The organism is Halovenus halobia, from assembly GCF_051414135.1.
Classification (GTDB): domain Archaea; phylum Halobacteriota; class Halobacteria; order Halobacteriales; family Haloarculaceae; genus Halovenus; species Halovenus halobia.
This window is the reverse complement of the sequence record NZ_JBLKOA010000010.1, coordinates 1-26,471: the sequence shown is the minus strand read 5'-3', so window position 1 is coordinate 26,471 and position 26,471 is coordinate 1. Positions and strand designations below refer to the sequence as shown.

Genomic DNA, 26,471 nt, shown 5'->3' with positions numbered 1-26,471 from the left:
AGCCGAAGCTCGGGCGCTGTACGTGAGTGGCTGAGGGGAGTAAGCCCCCTTCTGTTTGCCGGCATTCGGCTACGCACCCGAACCAGTTTACGGGCTACCTTGTGGGTTCGGGCTTGCACCGGTGAGGGTTCGCCGTTCCAGCCGTTCTCTCTCGTGGGAGACTCGGAGAGTCTCACGTGGCAACGCCACGCTGCTCACGGCCCGACAAGCGGGCCGTTCGCTGTTTCGAGACTCGGAGAGTCTCGCGCGGTTCGCGGACAGAGTCCGCTCACCAAATCGGGACCCGTAGGGTCCCGCTTGCTCACGGACCGACAAGCGGTCCGTTCACACAGTGAGAGACCAGTTGGTCTCTCGCGGCTCACGGGCTTGCGCCCGTTCGCCGTTTCGAGACTCGGAGAGTCTCGCAGCCCTCGGCGGGTTAACTCCCCGTTGCTTCGTCGGCGGATGCCTTTTGCGCGGGGTTCGCACGCCTCATTGGTCGGAGAGAGTGGTCCTCGAAATCCCGGATGGGATTTCGGGATGTCACAGTCGCAAAGCGACGGTGAGCATCTCGTTTCTGTTCCAGAGCCGGCGGTCTCCCGCCCCGGACTTGCGCCCGGTCACCTGCCCGACTGGTGGGGGGACTTTCCTCATGTCCCTTGGCGAGTGCTGCTGGGACACGGAAGCCGGGCTCCCTCTGCCAACCGAAGCTACGATACCGGAGACAGTAAGACGTTCGGTCAGCAACGACGAGTGTCTCGGGGTTATCAGCGGTAATAACGATGCGGGAACCTAATAATAGCGACAGCCTACTCGGTGGATAGGACCGTGACAGTCCAGTTGAGTCTGCTACTTTCGTGGCCGGTGATTGGAGCACTGGTGGCAGGAGGCGGCTCGACCGCTCTCGTCGGCTACCTGTTCCAGCACCGAACGCGACCGGGCGCGAAGTGGTTCATGCTCACACTCACCGGGCAGGCTATCTTTTGTCTGAGCTATGCCGTCGGGTTGACCGTCTTCGACCCCCTCGTGCGCGAGTGGCTCGAAATCATCGCTGTTGTCGGGCTACACTGGCTCGGCGTCCCGTTTCTTGCCTTTGCGCTCGAATATACCGGCCGCTCGAAACTCGTTCGTTCGTGGGGCTTTCGCTTGCTGTTTGTAGTCCCCCTCACGGCAACAGTGCTGTTGCCGATTCCAGCGACCCGAGAGCTGTACTGGACGGAGTTCGCAATTGATTCAGTCTACGGCGTGGCGACTGTCTCGTATTCGTTTGGCCCGCTGTTTTACGTGACACTCCTCGGCGGGACAACTATCGCCGGAGTGGCGGCGCTGTTGTTGTTCGATACGGTCTGGAGCTATGGACCGCTGTACCGTGGGGAGGCACTCGCCGTTGGGTTGAGTTTCGGCCCGCCGACAGTCGGACTCTTTGCCTGGCTGCTGGGTGCTGGCGCTGCTGGCCAACTGAACGTGCTCGTGTACACACTCATTCCCCACGTCATGCTCGACGGCTACGCCTTCGTCGGAAAGGGATTGTTCGAGTTCCAGCCCGCGACAAGTCGCGCAGCCGAGCGGTCGGCCTTCGAGGACCTCCAGAGCCCCGTGTTCGTCCTCGACAAGAGCGGGCGAATCATCGAGACGAACTCGGCGGCAGCGGAGCTATTCAGCTTCGACCCTGACGCAGTCGTCACCGAACCAGTCTCAGCGGTCATCGGAACCGAAGTGGACCTAGAGACGACGACAGAACGCCAGAGCCTCCAGTCCGACGGTCGCCGCCGAGAGTTTCGCGTCGAAAGCGCGCCGCTGTCGGATTCTGGGGGCAACCACGTCGGCTACACGCTGCTGTTCAGCGAAATTACCGAAGACGTCCAGCGCAAGGAACGACTCTCCGTGCTCAACCGCATCCTCCGGCACAACCTCCGAAACGAACTGACAATCGTCCAGGGCCACCTTGGCATCGCCGAAGAACGGGTCGACGACGAACAGGCCGAACACGGACTCACCGTCGCGACCGACGCTGTCGATAACCTGCTGAAGACGAGCGAGACTGCCCGGACTGTCGAGCGAGCACTGGGCGAGACGGAGACAGACCGAAAACTCGTTGCGCTCGAACAGTTGTTCGAGACCGTGACCGAAGTCGAGGCAGAGCATCCGAACGCAGAGATTAGTGTTGACGCCCCGTCGCTGGCGCTGTTGACGAATCCGTCTGTCTTCCGGTCAGTGCTCAGACAGCTGGTCGAAAATGCGATCGAGCACAACGACAGCGACGTGCCGACAGTGAACGTAACTGCCGGCCAGACAGAGACGAGATTCGAGGTCACTGTCACGGACAACGGCCCGGGGATTCCGGAGCACGAACAGATGGTCATCGAACGCGGCGAGGAAACAGCGCTCGAACACGGCAGCGGACTCGGACTCTGGCTCGTGAAGTGGGGCGTGACCCGGCTTGGCGGTGACGTGACCTTCGAGACCAATTCCGAGGGAAGCACGGCAACACTGTCATTCCCGTCAACAATCGTCACTGACGCGGAAACAACTACGACAGAAACGCCACCGGTCGTCGCCGACGGCGAGGGCGACTAACTTAGCAGAGTTCGCCCAGTGCGTAGACCGTATTCTGGCCGGTGATTTTACAGGTAACGATATCGCCAACGTCGGCGTGGTCCTCGGCGCCGGGTACCGCAACCTGTCGGTAGGCGCTGTCGTAGCCAACGAGACTGTCTTCGGTGCCGTCCTCGACGAACAGGACATCTCGTTCGGTGCCGACCATCGACTCGTACGCTTCACTGACGACGTCCATCTTCACGTCGGTCATCTCCGAGGAGCGGTCCTTCTTGAGTTGGCCGCCGAGGCCGTCCATGTCGGCGGCGTCGGTCCCCGGCCGCTTCGAGAACCGCGTGACGTTGATCTTCTCGGGGCGCGTCTCTCGGAGCAAGGCCAGTGACTGCTCGTGGTCGTGGTCGGTCTCAGTCGGGAAGCCGACGATGAAATCCGTCGAGAGCGTCCACTCGTCGAGCTGGTCGTCGAAGGTGTCGACAACCTCGACGTACTCGGAGACGGAGTGCTGGCGGCGCATATCTCGGAGGATGTCGTCGCTGCCAGACTGGACCGGCGCGTGCAGGAAGTTGTAGAGCTTGTCTTGTTCGGCGAAGACCTCGGCCAACTGCTCGCGAACGCCGTGGATTCCTTTGGGGTTGGCCATCCCGACTCGCACTCTGAATTCGCCGTCGATTTCGGTACAGATTCGCTCGAGTAGTTCAGGAAGGAGACTCTCGCCCTGATTGCGGTCCCAACCGTAGACACCAGTGTCCTGGCCAGTGATCCGAATCTCCTTCGCGCCCGCGTGGACGAGCGCACGGGCTTTTCGGACGTTTTCTTCGACAGAGGGCGAGTCGATGCGGCCCGTCGCCTGCTTGGTGATGCAGTACGAGCAGTCGCTCATGCAGCCCCGCGCGATGGGGAGAATGCCAACGACGCCGTCGACAACTGGCTCGGTGTCGGGCGTCGTCGTCGGGCACTCGCCGTTACGGACGTGTTCGGGGACCTCGTCCCAGTGCAACACCTCGGCGTCAATGTCGGCGTCGTCGAACTGCTCGCCCTGGGCGAGGGCCATACAGCCAGTGACGACGAGGTCGCCGGGCGTCTGGTCGTCGAGTTCCTCGGCCCGCCGGAGCATGTTGTGCTCCGTTTTTTCGAGCACCGTACAGGTGTTGAGAATCGCAACATCTGCCTCTTCTGCTCGCTCTGCGGGGTGGTGGCCGCCGTCGCGCAGTGCGCGCTCGATCTGGCGGCTCTCACCCCGGTTGGAGGTACACCCGTAGGTCTCGATATGATAGCGGGCCATCTTACCAGTGTTCGGGGGCGCGGAGACTAAAACACGGCGTTTCGGCTTGGCGTCAGGGCTGGATTCGCGACAACCGCATCGCGTTACCAGTCACGCCAACGGTCATCCCGGCGTCACCCAACAAGACAGCAACCCAGATAGGCACCAGTCCGAATGGAACCAACACCACGAGCGTCGCCTTGACCCCCAGACTCGCCCAGATATTCTGGCGGATAACACCGTTGGCGCGGCCAGCAAGGTCACGGAGATACGGCAGTTTCGAGATGTCGTCGCCCATCAGCGCGATATCTGCGGTTTCGATAGCGGTGTCGGTCCCGGCCGCACCCATCGCGATGCCGACGGTTGCGGTGGCCAGCGCCGGTGCGTCGTTGATGCCGTCGCCGACCATCGCCACCTCGCCGTACTCGGCTTCGAGTTCTTCGAGAGCGTCGGCTTTCTGTTCGGGCAGGAGTTCGGCGCGGTACTCGTCGACGCCGACCTCCTCGGCAATTGCGCGGGCAGTGCGCTCGTTGTCGCCGGTCAACATGACCACGTGCTCGACGCCGAGGGTGTGAAGGCGCTCGACCATCGACGCCGCACCGGGCCGAATCTCGTCGGCAACAGCGATGACACCCAGCAGTTGTTCGTCGGTGCCGATGAGGGCAACTGTCTTCCCCGCCGCCTGCAGGTCAGGAATCGTCTCGGCGAGCAGGTCCACGCAGTTGTCGCGTGGGCAGTCCTCGATTTCCGACGGTGCAACCGCGACGCCGCCGTCGGTTGCCGCGTGGACGTGCGAAAGGTCAAATCCAAGCTCCTCGAACAGCGCGGGTTTGCCGGCGTAGTGCGTCTGCCCGTCGACGTCAGCACGAACGCCCTTGCCGAGGATGGCCTCGAAGTTGCTGACAGACGGTCGTTCGACATCGCGTTCGTCCGCGCGGTCGTTGATTGCCGTCGCAAATGGGTGTTCACTGCGGCCCTCGATGGCGCTGGCATAGGCCAGCAGTTCGTCCTCGTCGGTTCCCTCAACTCCGATTACGTCGGTCACTGTCAGCTCACCCCGCGTCAGCGTACCAGTCTTGTCGAGAGCGACTGCGTTCACTGCACCCATCGCTTCGAGGTGGTCTCCGCCCTTGATCAGGACGCCGTTTTTCGCCGCACTGGTCAGCCCCGAGACGACCGAGACTGGCGTCGAAATGACAAAAGCACAGGGACAGGCCAGTACGAGCAGCGTCAAGCCGTAAACGAACCACTGGCTCCAAGACGCCCCGAGAACGAGTGGCGGGCCGACCATCGCCACCACTGCGAGCGCGACGACAACTGGCGTGTAGTAGCCTGCGAAGCGGTCGACGAACTGCTCGCGCTCGGTCTTGTTCGTCTGGGCGTCTTCGACGAGGTCGATGATCTTCGCGAGCGTGTGTTCACCAGCGGGTGCAGTCGTCTCGACTTCGAGATAGCCCGTCTCGGTGACCGTCCCGGCATACACCTCCTCGCCGCTGCTTTTCTCGACTGGGACGCTCTCGCCGGTGACCGGCGACTGGTCGACAGCGCTCTGACCCTCTTGGACGATACCATCGACGGGAATCTTCTCGCCGGGTTGGACAGACACTCGCTCGCCGACGGCCACATCCTCAGCGGGCACCAGCATCTCCTCGCCGTCGCGGGTGACGCGGGCCTGGTCGGGCGACAGATCCATCAGTTCGCGCAGGGAGTTGCGCGCGCGGTCCATCGAATACGCCTCGAGTAGTTCGGCGACGTTGAACAGCACCGCGAGTGTCGCGGCCTCGAAATACAGCCCTTCGCCAAAGCCGAGACTCGCCGCGACAGCCCCGACGATTGCAGCGCTCATCAGGAAATCAATATCGAGCGAGCGCTCGCGAACGGAGACAGCGCCGTTGCGGAGGATTATTTCGCCGCCGACGACTGTGCCCCCGATAAAGGCGAGATCAGAGAGTGTGTGCTCTGTCCCGAGGACAGTCAACAGTGGTCTGTCGACACCCGCGAGGAGAACCGCCAGACCGCCAGCCAGCAGCACCGCGCTGACGGCTGTCTTGACCGCCCGAGGGCTCGTCCAGATAGATTGCTCGCCGAGTTCGTCGCCGCCGGTACCGGTCACTTCGTAGCCGGCGGCTTCGATTGCCGCAGCCAGTTGGTCCGAGTCGGTCAGGGAAGGGTCGTAGGATACCGTGACACGGCCCGTCGCCGCAGCAGGGTCGACGGACGTGACGCCGTCGATGTCACTGAGTGCCCCGTCGACGGTGGCTGCACAGGACGAACAGTCCATCTCCGGCACGGTAAACCGGACTTGGACGGTGTTTTCGGTCATTATCCGAGGCTTGGAGACCGGTATTTATTAACTTGGCTGTTATATGTGCCGGTTTTAATAGAAGAAATTGGTAACAAGCCAAGCTGAGTTAATAACAGTTAGTCGTCGCCGTCCCACTCCATCCGACACGCATCGTTACAGAAATGGGCGGCTTCGACACCGCCGTCTTCGATCCAGGTGATGACTCGGTGGTCGGTGCTGTCGAGAATTTTCTCGCCGCAGGTCTGGCAGGATGGGGCGTCGTCCGCCGAGATGTCTTCGTTGAGATCAGAGGTGGGATCGACCATGTTGACTCAAGCGATGGGTTGGCCCTACTTAATCCCATATATTGTCGCCCGAGATTCGAACACAAACGCTTATTCGCCATTCGGCCAACCATTTGGATATGCAGATTGCACTCCTAGGCGGCACAGGTGATATCGGCGAAGGACTTGCGTTGCGGATCGCACGCGACACCGACCACGAGGTTCGAATCGGCTCACGAAAGGCCGAGAAGGCCGAATCCGCGGCTGAGGAATACCGGACTGAACTCGACGAACGCGGCGCCGACGCAACGGTCACCGGTCACGAGAATCCGGCAGCAGCCGCGCCAGCCGACATCGCGATCGCCGCCGTCCCGGCGTACTACCTCTCCGATACTGTCGAGGCTGTCGCCGACGAACTCGACGACTCGGTTCTTGTCTCTCCAGCCGTCGGGATGCAGCGAGACGAGGACGGCCTGCACTACAACCCGCCGGGACTGGGCAGTGTAACAGCACTTGCGGTGAAGGCAGCACCCGACGACGTGCCGGTCGTCGGAGCCTTCCACAACCTCGCGGCAGCTAAACTCGCAGACCTCGATGCTGACCTCGACTGGGACGTGCCGGTCGTTGCCGACGATGACGAGGCCAAAGCGACCGTCGTCGAACTCACCGCCGAACTCGAGACGCTCCGGGCGCTCGACGCCGGGCCGCTGGCGAACGCGAGCGAGGTGGAGTCACTCACACCACTGCTGATCAACCTCGCGGCGAACAACGACGGAATGCACGACCTCGGCGTGAAGTTCTGGTAGTTACTCGAAGGCAGCGAAACTCGACTGGAGCGCGCGGTCGCTGCCGCCCGGCTCCAGTTCGTAGCCAACCAGCTCTCGAAGGTCAACAGCGTAGATTGTCCCCTCCTGTTCGAGGACGAGCAATCGTCCCTGGGCACCCTGCACCGTGCCCGCGGCGAGATGTTCGGCCATCGGCTGCACGTCAAGGTCCAGACCGTAGTCGAAGGTAAACGTTTCAACTGGGTCGTACGCCGCAAGCAGTGACTCCCACTGCTCTGCGTCGACAGCGCGATGGAGACCCTCTCGTTTGTGGTCGACGCGGACGCGGTCACCAATCTCTGTCGCAATCTCGGCCTCGATACGGCGGGCAATGCGCCCGTCCTCGACAGTTCGAAGATGTGCTGCCCGGTCGGCGCCCTGCTCGCAGAGTCGCGTTTCGAGTCGCCACGACCGAGTGACGCCGACTTTGAACGTTGCTGGCGCGAACGCAGCGAGGTAGATAGCGTGTTCCTCTCGGCAGTTCTCTAGCGGGCGGTCGCAGTCACCGGTACAGCGCGCACAGGCCCACCGCGTCGTGTGCCGGTCGCAGTACGGTGCCTGCTCGCGGTCACAGGCCGTGTGCACGCCTGTCTCGTAATCGAACGTGCCGGCACAGTGGCGGCGGCCAAGCTGGTAGGAGAGTTCAGTCCCCGCGGCAAGCGGTTCAGTGCGAACGGTCCCGCCGTCTGCGACTAACAGGGCAGGCTGCTCGTCATCGGCGGCCGCCGTCTCGTAGCCGACAATCTGCACACAGGACGTAGGACTGGCGTGCTGAAAGGCATACTCATTCGACCAGACTGCTCACACGACAGAGGAACACTCAGTACGTACGACTCACTCCGACAGCGTCCGTGAGACCTTCGTCCCGCACTCGGGACATTTGCCGTGGTTTACCTGTGTGTTGAACAAGCGGCCACAGGAGGCACACTCCCGTAGTCGCTCCTGTGTTTCTGACATATTATTGTACAAGATACTCCTAACACCATATAATATTTTCCACTCATGATTCCTTCGAGGGATTTATAACTCACGTAGGAATTGAATCGATGCAGGTATCACGGGGGTTCTTTTTCGATGGAGTCAAATCGGGACATATGGGCTACGATACCGCAAAGAAGACCGACGCAGAGTCAGTCATCCCCGGAGAGTTCGGTGGAATGTGGTTTCTCAAGGACGAACTCGACGCGAAGACACTCGGCCTGACGGTGCTCGAACTCGAACCCGGCGGGAAGGGGAAGGAACACGACGAGTCCACGACCGGCCAGGAAGAGGTGTACTACGTGGTGTCGGGAACGGTCACAGTTCACCTCGATGGAGAGCAGGTTTCGGTCGGTCCAGAGGAAGCGATCAGAGTCGACGCAGCCCAGCGTCGCCAGATCGAAAATGCGGGTGATCAGCGAGCAACGCTCGTCCTCGCTGGTGCGCCGCTGAACCGCGATTAGTCGGTCCGGGGCAACAGCATCGACGCGGCGACGAATGCGACGAGGGCGAAAGCCGTGAGGACAAGCAGAAGCACCACCACCGGTTCCGATGAACCGCTGGTATAGGTGACGGCGCGGACGCCACGGGTAAAGTACGTCAGCGGCGACAGCTCCAGCGGAAGCCACGCCGGAAGCAAGTCCTGTGGAACAAACGCCTCCGAGAGGAAGATGAGCGGCAGTGCGGTGCCGTTGCTCGCGGCGATGACGCCATCCTGTGAGTCGACGAGACTGCCGAGAATCGAGCCGATGGCACAGAACAGCGCAACGCCGACGACGACGAAGGGCACGACGAGCACAGTCGCCGACGAAACGACAAGCGTCGCGTCGGTTGCAAGGAACAACAGCCCGAGCAGGAGGATTGCGGCCACCCCAATGACAGCCGTGTTGACCAGCGTCTGTGCCAGCAGCCACTCCCACCGTCGTAGTGGTGTCGTCGCAAGTTTCTCGAACTGGCTGCCCGAGCGGTGTCGTGCCACCTCACTGCCGACCCGTGACAGCGGCGTAAAGAGCACGACGACAGCAAGATAGCCGGCAATGTACCAGCCCGGCGGCTCGGTGAACAGGCCACCGTCGGTCGGCTGTGTCTGGACGAGCGCCCCGAAGATTATCACGATAATCGCCGGGAAGAAGAATGTGAAAAAGACCGCTGTCCGTCGACGGAGAAAGCTGTGCCAGCCCGCTCGCGTCGTCGCCAGCAGTCTGCCAATCCGGCTCATCGGTCCTCCAGAATCTGTCCGCTTGCGGTCACAGTCTGTCCGGTCAGTTCGAGATACACGTCTTCGAGGTCAGGTTCAGTCCAGGTTAGCGAATCGTACGCGATACCAGCATCGTCGAGTGTCTCGGTGATTGCCCCGATTTCCTCGGGCCGGACGTTGCGGACAGTCAGGCGGTCCCCATCGTGGCTGGTTTCGTAGTCGAGAACTGCTTCGACGCTCTCGTCGAACTCGCCGTCGATGTACAGCAGACTCTCGCCACCGTGCTCTGTGATGAGCGCGTCGGGAGTATCGAGTGCAACGAGTTCACCAGCAGCGAGCAGTCCAACGCGGTCGGCAAGTTGCTGGGCTTCCTCCATGTAGTGTGTCGTGATGAGGATTGTCGTCCCCGATTCGGCGAGGTCGGTCAGCAACCGCCAGAGCTGTCGGCGACCAGCAGGGTCGATGCCTGTCGTCGGCTCGTCGAGCACGAGCAACTCGGGGTCGTTGACCAGCGTTGCGGCAACGCAGGTGCGGCGTTTCTGACCGCCTGAGAGATTCTCGTAGTAGGTATCAGCGTCATCGCTCATCCCGACGTCTGCGAGTAGCTCTTCGACCGGGCGTCCGTCGTCGTACAGCCCGCGGTAATACGAGATCAGTTCTCGGGCAGTCAGGCGGTCCGGCGGGTCGAACTCCTGGGGAAGCAGCCCGATTCGGTCTTTGTCGACCGACCGAGGGTTGGTGCCGAACAGTTCGACGGTGCCCTCTGCTTCGGTCGTGCCAGTCAGTGCGCGCACGAGTGTCGTCTTCCCTGCGCCGTTGGGCCCGACGAGTCCGAACACCTCGCCGCCCGCAACCGACAGCGAGACACCGTCGAGTGCTGTCGTCTCGCCGTATCTGCGGGTCAGCCCCTCGGCGACCACCACGTCCATAGAGGGGAGTTCGCGTGGGCACTAAAAGGCAGTTCGATGTCTCACCGCGTCTGTTCGCGAATTTCGCGAACAACCCCGTCGACGTCGAGTTCGTCTTCGGCCTTGTCGTAGACGACGGTGTCATCGACGCGGACCTGAAACACACCGTGGTCGCCCATCACGAGCGAGAGTTCGTCGAGTTGGGTTTCCAGGCCGTTCAAAATTGCTTGCTGGACATCAAGTGCGCGCTCGCGAAAGCCACACGGGACGCAGTACTCGATTTCAACTGTTGTCATACTGCGATGTTGGCAACGTCAAATAAAAAGCGTTGGCTTTGTTGAAATTCTTAAGCACTGATGGGACTGACGTGCAAGATACAGAGGGCAGAGGCAGCAGTACGTCAAAGTCCCCACTTCCACAAAGCAAACATACCAAACAACTATTTTCCAACAATACCAACATACGTCTATGTCGGGTGGTACTATCGATATCGACGAGTTCGAGGACGCTGACGCCGACCAATTTGAGGAACGGAACGACACCGAGCGAATTGTCTCGTTCCTCGATAGAAATGACGGCCGGGCGTGGAAGGCGGCAACGGTTGCCGAACGACTCGGGCTGGAGACGGACGCTGTCAGTGCAATCCTCTCACGATTGAAGGAACGTGACCTCGTCCGTCATAAGCGCCCCTACTGGGCAATCACAGACGATAAAGAGCGACTCCAGTCGGCGTACCGGCTCCATCGACAGCACGAAGCGGCAGACGACCAGTACGGTGAAGAGCGTCTTGAAAGCCTCCAAACCGAGGACACGGAAGCGGTACAGTGACTGCGTTCGAGGAGTTGGAACGCGGTGACATCGTCTGGGCGAGCGATCCGCTTTCGGAGAAAGGTCGCCCGATGCTCGTACTAGGGACTCCTCAATTCCCGACTCACGGCGTGCAGCTGATCACGGTCCTGATTTCCACGAAGACATACCACGAAACGACACTCACTCTCAGAGACGACGACTACGAAGGTGACCCACTGGGAGAACGAAGTTACGTTCTCCCGTGGTCGCTTGCGACGCTTAACACTGCTGCCGACGTTGACCACTACCTGACATCGCTCGTTAACGACCGCACCGAGGACGTGGTGAACCAAGTGATCGACTACATCTCTTGATACTCTTGAAATCGTAACTGAAGATAATTACGACCGCTCATTCCGTGACCGATATGCGCTCTGCATTCAGCACGACTCCAAAAACATATCACTGGTTGAGGATTTCAACAGAGCTAAAGCGTTCTCACAGCGCAAGCGTATCGATAACGATCGCAATCAGCAGGAGCCCGAGGTAGGCGTTCGAGGAGTGGAACGCACGGAATGCAGCCTGTTCGGTCTGCTCGCGGTGGAGTCGAACCGTTGCCCAGATGAACACCGCGCCGACTGCAACAGTGGTGACAGCGGCGAGCCAACTCAACTGCGTCACCCAGATGAGCAGCGCCGTCGTCGCCAGCGTCATCCCGACCCACAGCAGGATGTGCTTGCGTGTCGTCGTCTCACCGCGAACGACCGGCATCATCGGGAAGCCACCGCGGGCGTAGTCTTCCTTGTACGCCAGCGCGAGGTTGTAGAAGTGTGCTGGCGTCCAGACGAAGATGACACCGGCGAGCAGGACGCCGGCAACGCCAATCCGTCCGGTGACGGCCGCCCAGCCGATGAGTGCCGGCAGCGAGCCCGCAGCCCCACCGATAACGGTGTTCTGGACCGTATTCGGTTTCAGGATGAGCGTGTAGACGACGCTGTAGAACAGAATGGCGGTCAGTCCGAGGACGGCAGTCAGTGGATTCAACTGGAGGAAGGCGAGAATCGACAGCGCTGACAGCGCCAGCCCGAAGATGGTCGCGTTCCGCTTGGGAATCTGGTGCGTTGCCAGCGGGCGGTCGTTCGTCCGGGACATCTTCTTGTCTTTCTCCCATTCGAGAACGTGGTTGAAGGTGCCGCTGGCCCCAATTGCGAGAACACCGCCGCCGAGCGTGAACAGCACAGTCTCGACACCGAGGCTCGTGCCGGCAGCCAGTGCCATCGCCGCGGCAGCGACCAGACAGAGCAGCCACATCAGCCGGGGTTTCATCAGCCGGAAGTACGCGCCAGCGCGGGCACGGAGCCGTGCACCGAGCGGCCGGTCAGCAAGTGGGGTGACCGGCTCGTCGGGGGCGTCGGGTTCGACCGGGTCAACCTCCTCGGTGGTGAGCGGGTCGTCTGGGCCGCCCGTCTCGTGTTCGAGTTGCCACGCCAGCGAGAGCACGAGTGTGCCGAAGAGTCCGAGCCCGATGCCAAGATGCAGTCCGGGAACCGGCGGCGAACCGCCGGACCCGGCCAGCACCGCACCGACGGCAATCTGTGCTGGGTAGACGACCAGCGCGAGGAGGGCAGTTGCCCGCACGCGTCGTGGTGTATCAGCACGGAGCGTCAGCACAACGGCAGTCAGGAGCACAATCCCTGTCACTGCCGCAAGGAGATGATGTGTGAAAGCAATAGCAACGGCTGGCTCAGTGAGCGAACCCGTACAGAACGGCCAGCCGGAACAGCTCGCAGCCGCGTCCGCGAGCGAGGCGGTCGCACCGACAACCACCAGCAGATAGACGAGGACAGTGGCCGTCGCGAGGGCTGTTGCGGGGCCGTCGACGAGCCGTCGAAGGCGCATGGATAATACTTTGCCCACGCGTATTTATTCTCCCTGCTTTTTCCCAACGAATCAAGCTGTCTCGGTGAGGTCCCGAAGGACGCTCCGCAGTTCTGCTCCAGTTGTAGCCGTCCGAGCAGTGCCTCCGTCACCGACGGCCCGAGTGCTCCGCTCGTCGAAGAAAGCGACACTCGGAGTCGGGCGGTCGTCGGCCGTGGCCGAGTCGCCGACCTCGACGACCGCGTCTGCACGCTGACACTGCGCTCGAACGTCGCTGCGAGTGTCCTCGTCGGGACCCTCGAAGGCAGGAACCGTGACAACCGAACAGCCGAGGTCGGCAGCCAGTTCGGCAGCGACATCGCCGGCCGGGGCGGGACCGAGCGTCACATCGTAGCCAGCCAGCCAACACTGCTTTAGTGCGCGTCTGGCGGTCGGTCCGTGGCCGAGGACGTGAATCCGCCCCGCAGCCGAACCTTCGGGGACGGCGGTCACCCGCGGCGTCTCCGTCACTGGGTCGGTAGTCACGGCCGTCCGCGTCTCGAAGGCCGTCTCGATGCCGGCGTCGGTCAGCACCGCTTCAGGTGGGCCACAGGTGCGAATCTCGCCATCTGCGAGGACGAGGAGCCGGTCACAGAACCGAGCAGCGAGGTCCAGGTCGTGAATCGCGGCGACGGCAGCGCGGCCCTCGGAGACGAGGTCAGAAACGAGGTCGAGTACTCGGCGCTGGTGGTTGATGTCCAGATTTGCCGTCGGTTCGTCCAGCACGAGCACCTCAGGGTCCTGTGCGAGCGCACGAGCGAGAAGCACACGCTGTCGTTCCCCGCCGGAGAGGTCGTCGATGGTCCGGTCACGCAACGCGAGCATCTCCGTCCGTTCGAGTGCCGCCTCGACCGCGTCGGTCTCGTCGCTCCAGTCCAGCCGGGAGCGGTGTGGCGTCCGGCCCATCTCGACAATCTGCTCGGCGGTAAAAGCGAAGTTCATCGAACTGTTCTGCGGGACAGTCCCAACCTGGCGACTGACCGCCCGCGAGGAGAGCGTCTGGATATCGGTCTCATCGAGTGTGACAGAGCCAGCGTCTGGCTCGAACAGCCCGTTGAGGAGGCGTAGCAGTGTTGTCTTTCCAGCGCCGTTGGGACCAACGAGCCCAACGAATTCGCCCGATTCGACGGTGATGTCGACGCCCTCCAGCACAGACACGTCACCGAAGGATTTGGAGAGATTCGTTCCAGAAATCATAGCGCGTGCACCTCCCGGCGGCGGAGCAAAAAGAGGAAAAACGGCGCGCCGACGGCAGCGGTCACGATACCGACGGGCACCTCGGCAGGCCCGGAGCGCGCGATGGTATCCGCGAGCACGAGAAAGATTGCGCCGGCCAGTGCGCTCGTCGGGAGGAGCAGGCGGTGGTCGGGGCCGACAATCAGGCGCATGATGTGTGGGATGATGAGACCGACAAAGCCGATAACTCCTGTGACAGCAACGCCGGCGGCGGTGATAATACTCGACCCCGCGAGAAGAATTCGCTTCGTGCGTTCCACCTCGATTCCGAGAGCGTCAGCGTCCTCTTCGCCGAGTAAGAGGACGTTCAGGTCACGGGCGTAGACGAGCAGCACCGCGAAGGTGAGCGCCGCGACCGGGAGGGTCGCCTCCACGTCGCCCCAACTGCTGTACCGGAGGTGGCCCATCAACCACAGAATTGCTTCTTCGAGACTCTCACCGGAGTACAACAGCATGTACGAAACGATTGCGCCGAGAAAGGTCTGGATTGCCAGCCCCGCGAGCAGCAGCGTCGTTACTGGTGTTCGTCCGCCCTCGGTCGCGATGAGATAGACGCCGAAGGCGGCAAGCAGTGCGCCGACGAAGGCGGCGGTCTGGAGTCCAAAGGGAAGGGCGAGCGGGAAGGCAATAGTCGCGACGGCACCGACGGCAGCGCCCGAAGAGACGCCGATAATCGAGGGGTCGGCCATCGGATTGCGGAAAAAGCCCTGCATGACGGTGCCGGCGGTTGCCAGCGCGAACCCGACGATAGCACCGAGGAAGATACGCGGAAGGCGAATCTCCTCGACGATAATCTGGTGAGTTTCGGGGACCGTGAGATTGAATGGCTGCGTGTATCCGAGCGTCGGCACGGGCACAGAGAGGGTGTACGACCCGAATCCGGCCCCGGTCCAGGCCACGCCGAGGTCTGACGGAACGGCAATCGTGTTGACCATCGCCCTGGCGACGGTCCAGACACCGATATCGACGGGGCCGACGGTAGCGCTGAACAGAATCGCGACGACCAACAGCGCAGAGAGTCCCGCCGACCACAGCAGTGTCCGTGTGCCTATCTCCATCTCTTTGCAATTCGATTTTCTTTAGTCAAATATTTGTTGCACTAGCCGTTTCGCCTGAGTATGCAACTCCGTTCAGTACTGCTCGCAGTAGTTGTCGTGCTCGCTGCAGGGCCGGCGCTGGCCGCGCCTGCTGGTGCGCACACAGTTGGACAGTCCAGTGACCTCGCACATTCAAGCCATAGCGACGGAACAGAAAGTGAGAACTGTACGTTCCCGTACTCGGCCGAGGACGCTTCCCCTGACCAGATCGGCGGGCCACAGGAAGTCACCGTCGAGGAAGAACCACAGGAAGTCGTCGTCCTCGCGGCGAACGTCGCCCAGCACATGTGGGAGATCGGTGCCGAGGAGAAAGTCATCGGGATGCCGGTCAACGACAACACTGCCTACTTGCCGGGTTCTGAGAGCCGGACACACATTTACCAAGAGAGCAACCGTGGATTCGACGTGCCCAACAGCGAGAAAATCGTGGAGCTGGACCCCGACCTCGTACTCTCGCCGAGCGTGATTCCGGGCGACGCCGTCCAAGAACTGCGCGACGCCGGACTGACGGTCTATCACTACCCGGTCGCCACGAACTTCACCGACGTGATGACGCAGGTCGAGCGCACCGGCCGGCTCGTCGGTGCCTGTGACGCCGCCAAACAGCGCACCCAACAGATGGCCGACCGAATTGCACTCGTCGAGAACGCAACCGCAGATGTCGAGGAACCGTCGGTTTTCTACGACCTCAGTCAGCAAGACCGTGGGCCTCGAACGGTCAACTCGAAAGCCTTCGAGCACAATCTACTCGACATCGCAGGCGCGGAAAACATCGCTGCAGATGTCGAAGGCCAGTACGGCAGCGGCTACCCACTCATCAATCAGGAGACGGTGCTCGAAGCGAATCCCGATATCGTCATCTCACCAGGAAACCTGAGCGACTTCGCACAGGAACGACTGGTCAACCAGGCTGGCGCGCAGGCCATCCAGATTGACGCGAACTACATCAGCCAGCACGCACCCCGAACCGTCGACGTGCTCGTTGCCGTCGCCGAGGAACTCCACCCCGACGAGATGGAAGCGGCCCGTGCAGCGCAGGAGGATGACTCCACCGATGGAGAGATGGACGGCAACGATGGAACGGACGGTGACGATGAGGTCATCAAGAACCAGCAAAATGCCGAGGAGAGTGCCGACGACGGCGGCCCCGGCTTCGCGGTCGGTGCGGCCGTCGCGGCACTGCTCGCGCTGGCGCTGGTCGCCACCCGGCGGCAGTAAGCCCGTCGCGTTTCGTAAGTACTTAGCCAGCGACTCCCCAACCCACTGTTGCGGGCCGGTAGCTCAGTTAGGGAGAGCGTCTGGCTTTTAACCAGATGGTCGGGGGTTCAACTCCCTCCCGGCCCGCTAAACTTTTCGCGTCGGGTTTCCTCGTGAGCCGACGGCTCACTGCGGGAACCACTCCTTGAAAACTTTAGAAGCCAAAAACCGGACGCTCGCGGTGCTCACGTCCGGTGAAACGGCTCCCTTCGGTCGCCGTATGCTAGATGGTTAAATGTATACCGCCTGTCAAGTTTATTCACATTGTTCAGTCTGGATATTTATCGAACACACAGGCAAAGAGACCGAAACTGTTGACAGCGCGCCGTGCCTCACCCCGAGTGTGTCGCTGCTTTCGGTGCTGACGTCGGCGATTTTGCCCGTCGTCTCCGTTGCCGGTGTGGGAGCGGTTATCGGCTACACACAGGATGTCGAAGTCGATACGCTCTCGACAATCACCATCTACGTGCTCACACCGGCGCTCATATTCTACAGTCTGCTGACGACGCCCATCGAGGGCCCGACAGTGGCACGGCTGTTCGTCGGCGTCGTGGTCTTCATTATCGCTATCGTCGCGCTTGCGGAGGTTGTCGGTCGAGTACTCGGCGAAACTGAGCCGATTCTCGGCGCGTTCGTGCTGACGAGTACCTTCTCCAACGCCGGCAACTACGGTATTCCGCTCTCTGCGTTTGCCTTCGGCGCGCTCGGGCGGAGCACCGCTGTCCTGTATATCGCCGTCCAGTCCGTGTTGATGTACACCGTTGGCGTCTACGTCGCCTCCCGCGGCTCGGCAGGGTCTGTCCGCGGGGCCGTCGGGAAGGTATTCAGGTTGCCGCTGGTCTACGCCGTCGCCGCCGCGGCAGTGGTCCGGGCGTTCGACCTCGCGCCGCCGACCGACAGCGGCGCGATGCAGACGATCAAACTCACCGGCGACGCGGCAATTCCGGTTATGCTCCTCTTGTTGGGAATCCAACTTGCGCGCTCGACTGGCGGCGGGACGGTCAAGCGCGCGCTCCCTGCGGCGTCGCTGCGACTGCTCGTCGCGCCAGTCATCGCCGTCGCCATCGCACTGGCGCTGGGGCTCACCGGCACCGTCGGCCGGGTGTTCGTCCTGGAGTGTGCGATGCCGGCGGCGATTACGCCGCTGATGTTGACAATCGAGTTCGGCAGCGAGCGCGCTGGGCTGTCGGCCGCCGACTACGTGAGCACCGCCATTCTGGTCAGCACGCTGGCGAGTCTGGTGACGTTAACGGGACTGATTGCGCTGTTGCAGTCGGGAGTCGTGTTGTGAGAAACAGGCTACGACAGTGCTTGCTCGATGGCGTCGAGAACCGGGGCAGCAGCAATCTCGTCGCCCCACTCGACGGTGCTTCCGTTGACAGTCACGGTCGGCGTAGAATCGACGCCGGCCTCGCCCGCCTCGTCGGTATAGTGTGAGACCGTCTCGTCGTAGGCCTGGGTGACGGCAGCGTCGCGGACCGCACTGCCATCGACGTCGATGTCGTCAGCGAGTGTCTCGTACGTGTCTGGCCCCAAGTCAGATTGATTCTCGAACAGTGCGTCGAGATACGACCAGAAGGCCGTGACGCCAGCGCGGTCCTGGACGGCGCGGGCGGCGCTGGCTGCTTCCCAGGACCGCTTGCCATCGGCAGGAAGAACCATATCCCGGAACTCGTAGCGGATTCGGTCCGATTCGAGATACGTACTCTCGATTTCGGGAGCCACCTCGGTCTGGTAGGTCTGGCAGTGCGGGCAGCCAATATCCTCGTAGGCCGTGACAGTCACCGCGGCGTCGGGGTCGCCTTTCGTCGGGACCGCAAGCGGCTGGCCAGCGGCTTGCTCACCAGGGTCTCGGGACGAAGAGAAACAGCCTGCAACGGCGGTGAGTGTCCCCGCTGCGATGCTGGCAGTGAACTGTCGGCGAGAGAGTCGTGGTGCCATCGTCACTCTGACTCCTGGAACTGCGCTAGCAGTGCTTTATTTGCGAGTTCTCCCGGGGTCACATCTCCAATGGACGCCTGGCGGCGCAACTCACCGTAGATGTCCGGGTCGAGAGTGAGTGTCACTTCGCCGAGTGTGATGCCGCGGGCTGCGAGTGCGTCGGCAACGTCGGTGCCGTCGTTGATCTCGCTGGCAATTGCACGGACATCACGCACTGTCAAGTCGTGGTCGAGCACGGCCCACGCGAGATGGAGACGGGCAGCGCCGGAGACGCGGGCAATATGTTTCGCTGCCGTCGGTGCAATCTGGCCGCGGGCGACGTGTCGCCGAATCGAGTGCGGGAGGTCGTGGACCCGCGACCACTTGCGGATGAACGAAACAGTCACGCCGTCGCCGGCGCGGCTGGCGGCGTCCTTGTAGGAGCCTTCACCACGAACTAATGCGGCACAGGCCGCGGCCCCGCGGAGCATGAAGACGTTGTCCTCGGCGCCGGCGGTGTTCGCGGCAAAGGCAGCGACTGTCTCGGCGGCGAGCGCGAGACTGTCGGGGTCGTCGGGGTCGAACTGGACCGCTTCCTCGGGGCCCTGACCGGTAATGTCGGGGTCACCACGAATGACAGGCTTCCCGATGGGCGACTGTCGGTCGGTCTTGAAGAAATTCCGTGGGCCGTCCTCCGTCATTACGTGTACTCATGGGGCGCGGAGTCAAAAACGTCCCGCGTTAGGCGGCCGGTGCCGACCCAGGTCACTCGTCGCGCTGTTCGGACATGTGTTCCCACACCTCCGCACAGCCACACCCATCGTCGACATCCTGCAGGTGCTCTCTAATCTCCTCTTCGTCCTCGTCCTGTTGTTTGGAACTCGCCGTCATAATTTGTTCACACGCGGCGGCATCCGTCGGAGTCGGTGCCGACACTTTCTATCCCATCTTACTGCTCGCACCCTCTTAACCCCGCCTACACATGTAATCCCTACCAGCACTCCCGACTACCAGCAATCGCCTCCGCTACCTCGGAGACTGCGCGTCGGGTCCGGTCAGCAGACGAGTCGGACCAGCAACAGCACAGTTGGTGTCGGCGCGCCGACGTAGCGACCGCAATTTGCGGAGAGTGAAGCCGCCCGCTGACAATTCCAGAGCGTCTCTGGCCACACTTCGTCTGGATCGTCACACTATCAGGCAATCAACAGGCAACAAGCTCCGCTATCACGGTATCGAGAAAATCCCGAATCACGCGTCGACGCCGAGCAGCGACCAGAGTCGGTCGGTATCGCCGTCCATACGGGAGAGAATATCGCGGCCGCGAGCGCGCGTGTCGTCGTCGAGGGCAGCCAGAACCATACCCTCGCCTGGCTGGCCGTAGACGACTGCTGCGCCGTCAGGAGCAGCGACCACCGCCGGCAGCGCAGCGAGGTCTTCCTCACCGTCGACATCAAGCAGCGTCGACCCGCCACGGTCCAGTGCCGACCGCAACGCAGACAGAAGCTCAGCAGTGAGCGTCGCGGCCGGGTTCGTGACCTGCTCGACAGTGTCGAATCCTTCGAAGGAATCGATCGTCTGAGCGATGTCAGGACTGACTTCCGACCGCTCGGTGTGTTCGTCGACCAGCGCCACTGTCGGCGCTTGGCCAGCCTCGATAAGATGGTGTGTGACGACATCACCGATAGCAATCAGCGGGCGGCCAGCGTCGGCAACCAGCGCCTGAGTATCAGTGTAGATGGGTCCCAGCGGCGTCTTGAGTTCCCCGCGCAGTTCGTCCTGTAGTTCGAGGACGATATCGGCCATCGTTACCGGACCTTCAGCGCGTACTGGCCCGGCTCGGTCACTTCCATCTCCTCGGCAATATCCGATTCCTCGGGATGGGAGATGACGACGTAGCCCGCCCAGTCTTCGGTGAGCGATGTCGACCCGCAGGCGACACAGGCCTCGATTTCTTCGTTTTGCTGAATCCGGTGACAGTCACGACAGACGAGTCGGTCCGCCATCAGTTCTCACCGGCTTCCGCCTGTGTCTTGCGTTGTTCGCGCTCTTCTTGCAGCCAGCCGTGTTTGCCCAGGCCGATCTGTTTGGCTGTCAGGCCAATCTTCGAGTCCCGGGGGTTGCGCTCGTCGATACTCTTCGTGACGATTCGCGCCCGCACAGCGTCGCCTGTCCCGATGGTTCGGTTGGTGTCTCGCGAAGCGAGTTGCTGGTTCTCGCCATCGTAGGCCAGATACTCGTCGGAGATCTGGGAGACGTGCAGTAGCCCGTCGACTGGGCCGATACCCACGAAGGCACCGAAGTCGACAACTTCGACGATTTCGCCGTCGACGACCTCCTGCATCTGTGGGTCGTAGGTGACGGCGTCGAACTCGGCCTCGTAGTAGACACCGGGCTCGTTCGGGACGACCGCACCCTCGCCGATGTCTTTGACATTGACGACGGAGACGACCGAACCGACATCTTCGTCCACCCGGCCTTCGAGTTTATCTTGGAGTAGTTTCTTGACGAGATCTGGCGTAACGTCCGCTAGATCCTCCGGCGGTACCTCGACTGTGTCGCGTAGTGTGACCCGTTTGTACATAGCTGATACCCGTTGAGGTTACGATTGAGTGATACCTAGTTTATTCTTCCCGCGTAAACTAATTACCGATACGCCCGCCCGCAACGCCCGGTCGGCCAGCGGTTGGTCGTTCGTGACGACGTGTGTGGCCGCCCCACCAGCGAGTTCGAGGACAGCGTCGTCGGCGTAGGTCGCCTCGGTGGCCCGAATTTCACAGCGGTCGGTCGCGAGGTCGTAGCCGACACTTGCGGCCGTCGCTTCCGTGCCGTTGCCCGCTGAGAGACTCGCCAGTTCGTCGACGACTGCCTGTGGGACGAGTCGGTCTGGCCCGTCGAGTAACCGGTCAAGTTCGTCGAACAGACGAACGTTACATTCGACGGGCATCATCAGTGCGTTCGTGTCCAGGACGACAGTCACTGTAGCGTTCCGTAGCCGATTAGCCGCCACCGTGCGCCGACTCGGCGGTTGATGGCAATCTTGTCGCCCGCCTCGGCACAGACCGGTCGTTTCAGTGCCACCTCACACTCGCCGTCACGGGCGCTCGTGACCGACCCGACGGTCGTTGCCGTGCCAATAGTGAGCATGAGTGGCTCGCCTGTCGAGATGTCTTCGATTTCACCAGCCCCTTCCTCACTGCCGACCAGTCGTTCGAGCAGGTTGACACCCATCGTGAACGACTCCTGCACCGGCGGGAGCGTGCCGGGCGGTCCGGCGACCTGTCCGGCCAGCGCGTCACCTTTCGTGACCGAGGGGTCGAGTCCGGTTCCGACACCGAGCAGCCCACCCGGCGTGGCCGTCTCGACATCATCGCCGCCGGCCTGCAGCGAGCGGACGGTCGTCTGCAGCGGCTTCCACTCGCTCTGGCCGCCTTCCTCGACCTCACGGCCCGGGCGAAGTTCGATCTCGTCGCCGGCCGACAGCTCACCCTGTGAGAGCGAGCCGCCAAGGACGCCGCCGACGAGTGAGTCCCAGGTCGTCCCCGGACGGTTGATGTCGAAACTCCGGGCAACGAGCAGTTCGGCGTCAGTGTCGGGATCGCGGTCCGGCGTCGGGATCTCTTCCTCGATGGTCTGCATCAACAGGTCCATGTTGACGCCTTGCTGTGCGCTGATCGGGACAATTGGTGCGTCCTCCGCGACAGTGCCGGAGACGAACTCTTTGATCTGTTCGTAGTTCTCCTCGGCCTGTTCGCGGTCGACTAGGTCGATTTTGTTCTGGGCGATAACGATGTTCTCGATACCGATGATATCGAGCGCCATCAGGTGCTCTTCAGTCTGGGCTTGGGGCACCTCCTCGCTCGCCGAGATGACCAGCACCGCACCATCCATCAGCGACGCACCCGAGAGCATCGTTGCCATCAGCGTCTCGTGGCCCGGTGCGTCGACGAAGGAGACAGTCCGAAGGTGTTCACTCTCGGAGCCGTCGGCACACTCCTCATCGACTGTGTAACAGTCGGGTTCGTCCAGTCCCGGACACTGCCGGAATGTGGCGTCGGCATAGCCGAGCCGGATGGAGATACCGCGTTTCATCTCCTCGGAGTGTTGATCTGTCCACTCCCCACTCAACGCCTGGACGAGTGTCGTCTTTCCGTGATCGACGTGACCGACGAGTCCGATATTTACCTCCGGTCGCTTGTTCGATGTCATCTCGGGAGTAATCTCGATGAATTTTGGCCTCCTACGAGTGATAAAGCTACTGTTTCGGACACGAGAGCGGCGTGCTACGAGGACAAAATTGACCGACAGCGTTGCCGACCCCCGCTCAGCGGTGTTTGTTCAGAGACTGGACAGAAGGTTTATGTCCCGGCGGCGGAGCCTATGAAAGAATGCCACAGTGCCAGAACTGCGAGTCGTTCGTTACCGAGCGATACGTACGGGTATTCACACCAGAGCAGTTTGACCGCCCACGGGTGTGTCCGAACTGTGAGGATAAACTGCGCGAGGGGGCAGAGATTCGAGAAGCGCGCTCGACGCGAGGATAATGCGTCAGCGGAAATCAAGAGGGCGGCAGACCGTTGCGGGCGGCGGTTTCCTGTTTTAGAGACACACAGCCGATGTCAGGGATTCGGACTGACTGCCGGCAGCGGGCCGGCACGCCCAGTTTTGGCGGCCGTACTAAAGGGAGACGTGAAGAGTCAAAGAGCGCTTTGAGTTGCCGGGTTGCGGGAGTTTTTTGCCCGCGACACCTGTGTATCAGCGTATGCCGACGCGACTTACCTCAGTCGACACCGTCCACAAGGAGGGGTCGTGGCTCTTTACCGCAAGTGACGGCAGTGAGCAGACCGAGGTGACGGTGCTCCCGTGCGATGACGGCGTCACGGCGTGGGTGAACCGCTGCACCCACGAAGCCCAGCGACTCGACCGCGGGGGTGACATCGGGGCAATCATCCGGGACGGCGGCGTCGTCTGTCCGAAGCACGGCTCGGTGTTCGACGCCTGCGAAGGTGGGTGTGAGAATGGCCCCGCAGACGGGTCGACGCTGTGGACTGTCGACATCTCCGTCAACCGCGGCGATATCTTTCTGACTGACGAGGACTACGAGTTCGTCCACGAGGGCGGAATTGAGGACGACGACGGGCCAGCTTCGAGTTCACATCTGCAGTTCTGAGAGGTAGCTTCATTACCGTCGGGGGGAGATAGCCTAGAGAATGATATCACGGGTCTTAGTCGCCATGGACGGCTCGAAGATCACCGAACGAGCACTGGAGTTCGCCCTGGAGGCGTATCCCGACGCCGAAGTGACGGTGCTGACAATCATTGGCGAGCCGTCAGGGATGATGGGCGAAGCCGTTGGACTGGTGTTCGAGGAGTCACGCGAACAGGGGACTGAAGCCGCCCGGATCGTTCTCGACCGCGCGAGCGAACTCGCCGGTGAGGACCGTGAACTCGAAGGAATCATCGGCTATGGCAGCCCAGCCAGCGAGATTGTGAGCCGGGCCGAGGAGTTCGATACCGTCGTCATCGGACACCACGACAGTTCCGTTGCAGACCGGCTATTTATCGGCAACGTTGCACACAAGGTCGTGCGAAACAGCCCGGTTCCAGTTACAGTCGTTCGGTAGGCTCCCAGTTGTCGCGCGAGGCGAGGCGGACAGACCCCGTCGGGCTACCGTAGACCCAAACCTTTGAAGACGACACTGGGTGTAAATGAATTAATGGACGTCAGTATCGTCGGGAGCGGCTACGTCGGGACGACAGTCGCGGCGTGTCTCGCCGACATGGGCCATCAGGTGTATAACATCGATATCGACGAGACGGTCGTCGAACAGATCAACGACGGCGAGTCGCCAATCCACGAACCGGGACTCGACGCGCTGGTGTCGGCCTACGGCGGGTCGGGACTCCAGGCGACCACCGACTACGACACAATTAGAGAGACGGACGTGACGATGGTCGCACTTCCGACGCCGAACAACGAGGACGGGATCGACCTCTCCGTGATGAAAGCCGGCATCGAGTCCATCGGCAACGCACTCCGCGAGAAAGAGGGCTATCACCTCGTCGTCGTCAAGAGTACGGTCATCCCCGGCACGACCGAGGACGAACTCAGACCGATTCTTGAATCTGCCGCCGGCAGGACCGACGGCGACGAGATTGGACTGGCGGTGAACCCCGAGTTCCTGCGAGAGGGCTCCGCAGTCGACGATTTCATGGGGCCGGACAAGATTGTTGTCGGAACTGACGGTGACGAGCGCGCGCTGGAGTTGCTCGCCGAACTCTACGAGCCAATCGTCGCCGACTGGGATATTCCAGTCGTCGAGACTGGCCGCCGCGAAGCCGAAATGATCAAGTACGCCAACAACGCTTTTCTGGCCGCCAAGGTCAGCCTCATCAACGACCTCGGAAACATCTGCAAGGAGTTCGGCGTCGACTCCTACGAGGTGGCTGACGCCATCGGACTCGACGACCGAATTGGCGAGCAGTTCCTCAGAAGTGGGGTGGGGTGGGGAGGAAGTTGTTTTCCAAAAGATGTCGGTGCAATAAAGTCGGCCGCCCGCAGTGTCGGCTACGAACCGGCGATGCTCGACGCGGCGGTCGAAATCAACGACCGCCAGCCCGGACGACTGCTTGGCTTGCTGGATGACCACGTCGACGTTGCCGGCGAACGAGTCGCTGTGCTTGGCCTCTCGTTCAAGCCAGGCACTGACGACATCCGTAACTCCCGAGCGATTCCAGTTATCGAGGGCCTGCAAGAGCGTGGCGCAACGGTTGTCGGCTACGACCCTGTGGCAATCGAGGAGATGCGGGAACTATTCCCCGATATCGAGTACGCCGAGTCGGCGCCAGCGGCACTCGATGACGCTGTCGGTGCCGTCGTCGTCACCGACTGGGACGAGTTCGCCAGCCTCGACGAGGAGTTCGACGCGATGGCCTCGCCGGTGGTTGTCGATGGCCGTCGAATCATCTCCCGCCGCGGCGGGATAACCTACGAAGGACTTACGTGGTAACGCGCGGTGAGTCTGGATAGCTAGTACTGGGTCACCGGTGAGCTCTGCATAGCTAGCACAAATTGTGAGGAGAGTCGGAGAAAAGAACGATAGTATGCAGTTGTGAGAGGTATCAGGTCGACTCATCGATTTCGTCACCGAGCACAACCGGCTGACGCTGCTGGTGATGCTCGTGTTGAGCGGCGCGGTGGTGGCAGGCATTCCGCAACTCGACATGGAGTCGGAAGCGAGTGGCTCGGCCGACCAGTTCGAGAACGTCGAGCAGGTACAGGCACAACAGTACATTTTCGAGCACTACGGCAACGAATCCGAACAGCGACAGCGCAACCGTCGGACGATACAGACGGTGTACGTTTACGACGAGAAAGGGGACGTTCTGTCTCGGGATTCGTTGCTCGCTGGACTACGATATCAGCAGGACGTGACCGAGGACGAGACCGTGCAGGCGGCGTTACACGAGGCCGGAATCCGCGGACTCGAAAATCTGGTCGCACTCAGGCTGGCGGACGACCGCAATGCGAGTCTCGACGAACAGATTACCGCGCTTGACGACGCTTCGGACCAGCGTGTCGAACGCGTCGTCGGGCGCATCCTGAACAACCAGCCACGAGCACAGCGGTTTCTCCCGACTGGCCACGGGACTGCGACGGATTCGACCGACCGCCGGATTCTGGTCGCGTTCAACGCCAGCGCCGCGGCAGAACAACCGCAGGAGCAAGCAAACACGGCACTGTACGAGACTGCCCAAGAGTACGACGAGGCTGGCTTTTTCGTGTTGAACACCGACGCCTACAACGCGGCGAATGCGAAGTTTTTCACCGAGATGGTCGAACTCGTGTTGCCGATTGCGTTGCTGATTATAGGTGGAGCAGGCGCAATACCACGGCCTTCAGGCCGTGGATACGCGCCGTCACTCAGTGATACATTCCACCGCTTCCGACAAGGCCGGATATTCCACCGTTTTCAACCCAAACTT

The 26,471-nt window shown here is 61.7% G+C and carries 30 protein-coding genes, 1 tRNA gene, 1 other RNA gene and 1 pseudogene; 13 read left to right on the top strand and 20 right to left on the bottom strand.

Going from position 1 to position 26,471, the window contains the following annotated elements; all coding sequences use genetic code 11:
- Window positions 1–28: 28 nt before the first annotated feature.
- Window positions 29–681: RNase P RNA component (gene rnpB / locus ACMGFM_RS16135), an RNA gene on the bottom strand.
- A gap of 177 nt (window positions 682–858) precedes the next feature.
- Here rnpB and ACMGFM_RS16130 point away from each other — a divergent pair.
- Window positions 859–2,556: a sensor histidine kinase gene (locus ACMGFM_RS16130; protein ID WP_436903702.1), complete on the top strand. Its 1,698-nt coding sequence runs from the start codon at window positions 859–861 to the stop codon at window positions 2,554–2,556.
- 1 nt (window position 2,557) lies between these two features.
- Here the strand turns inward: ACMGFM_RS16130 and ACMGFM_RS16125 are convergent, their stop codons facing one another.
- The 3 genes from ACMGFM_RS16125 to ACMGFM_RS16115 all read right to left on the bottom strand — a co-directional run bounded on the left by ACMGFM_RS16125 (window position 2,558) and on the right by ACMGFM_RS16115 (window position 6,406).
- A complete protein-coding gene (locus ACMGFM_RS16125) occupies window positions 2,558–3,817 on the bottom strand; it encodes a tRNA (N(6)-L-threonylcarbamoyladenosine(37)-C(2))-methylthiotransferase (RefSeq protein WP_436903701.1) in 1,260 nt (419 codons plus the stop codon).
- Window positions 3,818–3,869: 52 nt separating this feature from the next.
- The gene (locus tag ACMGFM_RS16120; protein WP_436903700.1) at window positions 3,870–6,119 is read right to left on the bottom strand and encodes a heavy metal translocating P-type ATPase; all 2,250 of its coding nucleotides are present in this window, start codon (window positions 6,117–6,119) and stop codon (window positions 3,870–3,872) included.
- Window positions 6,120–6,217: 98 nt separating this feature from the next.
- Window positions 6,218–6,406: a DUF7576 family protein gene (locus ACMGFM_RS16115; protein WP_436903699.1), complete on the bottom strand. Its 189-nt coding sequence runs from the start codon at window positions 6,404–6,406 to the stop codon at window positions 6,218–6,220.
- A gap of 98 nt (window positions 6,407–6,504) precedes the next feature.
- Between ACMGFM_RS16115 and npdG the strand changes: the two genes are divergently transcribed.
- Window positions 6,505–7,170 carry an NADPH-dependent F420 reductase gene (npdG, locus tag ACMGFM_RS16110; protein WP_436903697.1) on the top strand — a complete coding sequence of 222 codons (666 nt, stop codon included), beginning with the start codon at window positions 6,505–6,507 and terminating at the stop codon, window positions 7,168–7,170.
- On the opposite strand, the gene ACMGFM_RS16105 is transcribed toward npdG, so the two are convergent.
- Both ACMGFM_RS16105 and ACMGFM_RS16100 read right to left on the bottom strand, forming a co-directional pair.
- A complete protein-coding gene (locus ACMGFM_RS16105) occupies window positions 7,171–7,938 on the bottom strand; it encodes a DUF2797 domain-containing protein (protein ID WP_436903695.1) in 768 nt (255 codons plus the stop codon).
- A gap of 84 nt (window positions 7,939–8,022) precedes the next feature.
- A complete protein-coding gene (locus tag ACMGFM_RS16100; protein ID WP_436903694.1) occupies window positions 8,023–8,145 on the bottom strand; it encodes a hypothetical protein in 123 nt (40 codons plus the stop codon).
- Between the two features lie 137 nt (window positions 8,146–8,282).
- Here ACMGFM_RS16100 and ACMGFM_RS16095 point away from each other — a divergent pair, with 137 nt between their 5' ends.
- Window positions 8,283–8,630, top strand: a complete 348-nt coding sequence (locus tag ACMGFM_RS16095; protein WP_436903745.1) for a cupin domain-containing protein — start codon at window positions 8,283–8,285, stop codon at window positions 8,628–8,630.
- On the opposite strand, the gene ACMGFM_RS16090 is transcribed toward ACMGFM_RS16095, so the two are convergent.
- Genes ACMGFM_RS16090 through ACMGFM_RS16080 form a run of 3 tightly spaced genes read right to left on the bottom strand, consistent with a single transcriptional unit; the run spans window position 8,627 to window position 10,568 of the window.
- A complete protein-coding gene (locus tag ACMGFM_RS16090) occupies window positions 8,627–9,385 on the bottom strand; it encodes an ABC transporter permease (RefSeq protein ID WP_436903693.1) in 759 nt (252 codons plus the stop codon). The genes ACMGFM_RS16095 and ACMGFM_RS16090 overlap by 4 nt on opposite strands.
- The gene (locus ACMGFM_RS16085) at window positions 9,382–10,293 is read right to left on the bottom strand and encodes an ABC transporter ATP-binding protein (protein WP_436903692.1); all 912 of its coding nucleotides are present in this window, start codon (window positions 10,291–10,293) and stop codon (window positions 9,382–9,384) included. Before ACMGFM_RS16085 ends, ACMGFM_RS16090 begins: the two co-directional genes overlap by 4 nt.
- A gap of 41 nt (window positions 10,294–10,334) precedes the next feature.
- Window positions 10,335–10,568, bottom strand: a complete 234-nt coding sequence (locus ACMGFM_RS16080) for a SelT/SelW/SelH family protein (RefSeq protein ID WP_436903690.1) — start codon at window positions 10,566–10,568, stop codon at window positions 10,335–10,337.
- Window positions 10,569–10,740: 172 nt separating this feature from the next.
- On the opposite strand from ACMGFM_RS16080, the gene ACMGFM_RS16075 reads away from it, so the two are divergent.
- Both ACMGFM_RS16075 and ACMGFM_RS16070 read left to right on the top strand, forming a co-directional pair.
- Entirely contained in the window at window positions 10,741–11,100 is a 360-nt protein-coding gene (locus ACMGFM_RS16075) for a MarR family transcriptional regulator (protein ID WP_436903689.1), read from the top strand.
- Window positions 11,097–11,435 (top strand): type II toxin-antitoxin system PemK/MazF family toxin, encoded by a 339-nt coding sequence (locus ACMGFM_RS16070; protein ID WP_436903688.1) that lies wholly within the window; start codon window positions 11,097–11,099, stop codon window positions 11,433–11,435. The genes ACMGFM_RS16075 and ACMGFM_RS16070 overlap by 4 nt, the downstream gene beginning before the upstream one ends.
- A 124-nt stretch (window positions 11,436–11,559) precedes the next feature.
- Here the strand turns inward: ACMGFM_RS16070 and ACMGFM_RS16065 are convergent, their stop codons facing one another.
- Genes ACMGFM_RS16065 through btuC form a run of 3 tightly spaced genes read right to left on the bottom strand, consistent with a single transcriptional unit; the run spans window position 11,560 to window position 15,272 of the window.
- The gene (locus ACMGFM_RS16065; protein WP_436903687.1) at window positions 11,560–12,960 is read right to left on the bottom strand and encodes a heme o synthase; all 1,401 of its coding nucleotides are present in this window, start codon (window positions 12,958–12,960) and stop codon (window positions 11,560–11,562) included.
- 51 nt (window positions 12,961–13,011) lie between these two features.
- Window positions 13,012–14,175, bottom strand: a complete 1,164-nt coding sequence (locus ACMGFM_RS16060) for an ATP-binding cassette domain-containing protein (protein ID WP_436903686.1) — start codon at window positions 14,173–14,175, stop codon at window positions 13,012–13,014.
- Window positions 14,172–15,272: a vitamin B12 ABC transporter permease BtuC gene (gene btuC, locus ACMGFM_RS16055; protein ID WP_436903684.1), complete on the bottom strand. Its 1,101-nt coding sequence runs from the start codon at window positions 15,270–15,272 to the stop codon at window positions 14,172–14,174. Before btuC ends, ACMGFM_RS16060 begins: the two co-directional genes overlap by 4 nt.
- 60 nt (window positions 15,273–15,332) lie before the next feature.
- Here btuC and ACMGFM_RS16050 point away from each other — a divergent pair, with 60 nt between their 5' ends.
- The 3 genes from ACMGFM_RS16050 (at window position 15,333) to ACMGFM_RS16040 (ending at window position 17,859) form a co-directional block, all read left to right on the top strand.
- Window positions 15,333–16,529, top strand: coding sequence for an ABC transporter substrate-binding protein (locus ACMGFM_RS16050; protein ID WP_436903683.1), 1,197 nt, complete (start codon window positions 15,333–15,335; stop codon window positions 16,527–16,529).
- Between the two features lie 52 nt (window positions 16,530–16,581).
- Window positions 16,582–16,655 (top strand) — tRNA-Lys (locus ACMGFM_RS16045).
- 256 nt (window positions 16,656–16,911) lie between these two features.
- Complete coding sequence (locus ACMGFM_RS16040; protein WP_436903682.1) at window positions 16,912–17,859, top strand: AEC family transporter; 948 nt, start codon at window positions 16,912–16,914, stop codon at window positions 17,857–17,859.
- 8 nt (window positions 17,860–17,867) lie between these two features.
- On the opposite strand, the gene ACMGFM_RS16035 is transcribed toward ACMGFM_RS16040, so the two are convergent.
- From ACMGFM_RS16035 to ACMGFM_RS16000, 8 genes are all read right to left on the bottom strand, one after another.
- Window positions 17,868–18,509 carry a DsbA family protein gene (locus ACMGFM_RS16035; protein ID WP_436903681.1) on the bottom strand — a complete coding sequence of 214 codons (642 nt, stop codon included), beginning with the start codon at window positions 18,507–18,509 and terminating at the stop codon, window positions 17,868–17,870.
- Window positions 18,510–18,511: 2 nt separating this feature from the next.
- Window positions 18,512–19,189, bottom strand: coding sequence for a DUF7119 family protein (locus ACMGFM_RS16030; RefSeq protein WP_436903680.1), 678 nt, complete (start codon window positions 19,187–19,189; stop codon window positions 18,512–18,514).
- Window positions 19,190–19,253: 64 nt separating this feature from the next.
- Window positions 19,254–19,379 carry a DUF8595 family protein gene (locus tag ACMGFM_RS16025; RefSeq protein ID WP_299279408.1) on the bottom strand — a complete coding sequence of 42 codons (126 nt, stop codon included), beginning with the start codon at window positions 19,377–19,379 and terminating at the stop codon, window positions 19,254–19,256.
- Window positions 19,380–19,736: 357 nt separating this feature from the next.
- Entirely contained in the window at window positions 19,737–20,291 is a 555-nt protein-coding gene (locus tag ACMGFM_RS16020) for a GTP-dependent dephospho-CoA kinase family protein (protein ID WP_436903679.1), read from the bottom strand.
- Window positions 20,292–20,293: 2 nt separating this feature from the next.
- A complete protein-coding gene (spt4, locus tag ACMGFM_RS16015; protein ID WP_436903678.1) occupies window positions 20,294–20,491 on the bottom strand; it encodes a transcription elongation factor subunit Spt4 in 198 nt (65 codons plus the stop codon).
- A complete protein-coding gene (locus ACMGFM_RS16010; RefSeq protein ID WP_436903677.1) occupies window positions 20,491–21,069 on the bottom strand; it encodes a DNA-directed RNA polymerase in 579 nt (192 codons plus the stop codon). The genes spt4 and ACMGFM_RS16010 overlap by 1 nt, the downstream gene beginning before the upstream one ends.
- Before the next feature lie 18 nt (window positions 21,070–21,087).
- A complete protein-coding gene (locus tag ACMGFM_RS16005; RefSeq protein ID WP_436903676.1) occupies window positions 21,088–21,465 on the bottom strand; it encodes a type II toxin-antitoxin system VapC family toxin in 378 nt (125 codons plus the stop codon).
- The gene (locus tag ACMGFM_RS16000) at window positions 21,462–22,694 is read right to left on the bottom strand and encodes a translation initiation factor IF-2 subunit gamma (protein ID WP_436903675.1); all 1,233 of its coding nucleotides are present in this window, start codon (window positions 22,692–22,694) and stop codon (window positions 21,462–21,464) included. Before ACMGFM_RS16000 ends, ACMGFM_RS16005 begins: the two co-directional genes overlap by 4 nt.
- A 179-nt stretch (window positions 22,695–22,873) precedes the next feature.
- Between ACMGFM_RS16000 and ACMGFM_RS15995 the strand changes: the two genes are divergently transcribed.
- The 5 genes and pseudogenes from ACMGFM_RS15995 to ACMGFM_RS15975 all read left to right on the top strand — a co-directional run.
- The gene (locus ACMGFM_RS15995) at window positions 22,874–23,029 is read left to right on the top strand and encodes a DUF7563 family protein (RefSeq protein WP_201289256.1); all 156 of its coding nucleotides are present in this window, start codon (window positions 22,874–22,876) and stop codon (window positions 23,027–23,029) included.
- Window positions 23,030–23,247: 218 nt separating this feature from the next.
- Window positions 23,248–23,655: a Rieske (2Fe-2S) protein gene (locus ACMGFM_RS15990; RefSeq protein ID WP_436903673.1), complete on the top strand. Its 408-nt coding sequence runs from the start codon at window positions 23,248–23,250 to the stop codon at window positions 23,653–23,655.
- 40 nt (window positions 23,656–23,695) lie between these two features.
- Window positions 23,696–24,109 carry a universal stress protein gene (locus ACMGFM_RS15985; RefSeq protein ID WP_436903672.1) on the top strand — a complete coding sequence of 138 codons (414 nt, stop codon included), beginning with the start codon at window positions 23,696–23,698 and terminating at the stop codon, window positions 24,107–24,109.
- 93 nt (window positions 24,110–24,202) lie between these two features.
- A complete protein-coding gene (aglM, locus tag ACMGFM_RS15980; protein ID WP_436903671.1) occupies window positions 24,203–25,495 on the top strand; it encodes a UDP-glucose 6-dehydrogenase AglM in 1,293 nt (430 codons plus the stop codon).
- Window positions 25,496–25,661: 166 nt separating this feature from the next.
- Window positions 25,662–26,471: pseudogene (locus tag ACMGFM_RS15975) on the top strand (hypothetical protein); the annotation flags it as partial.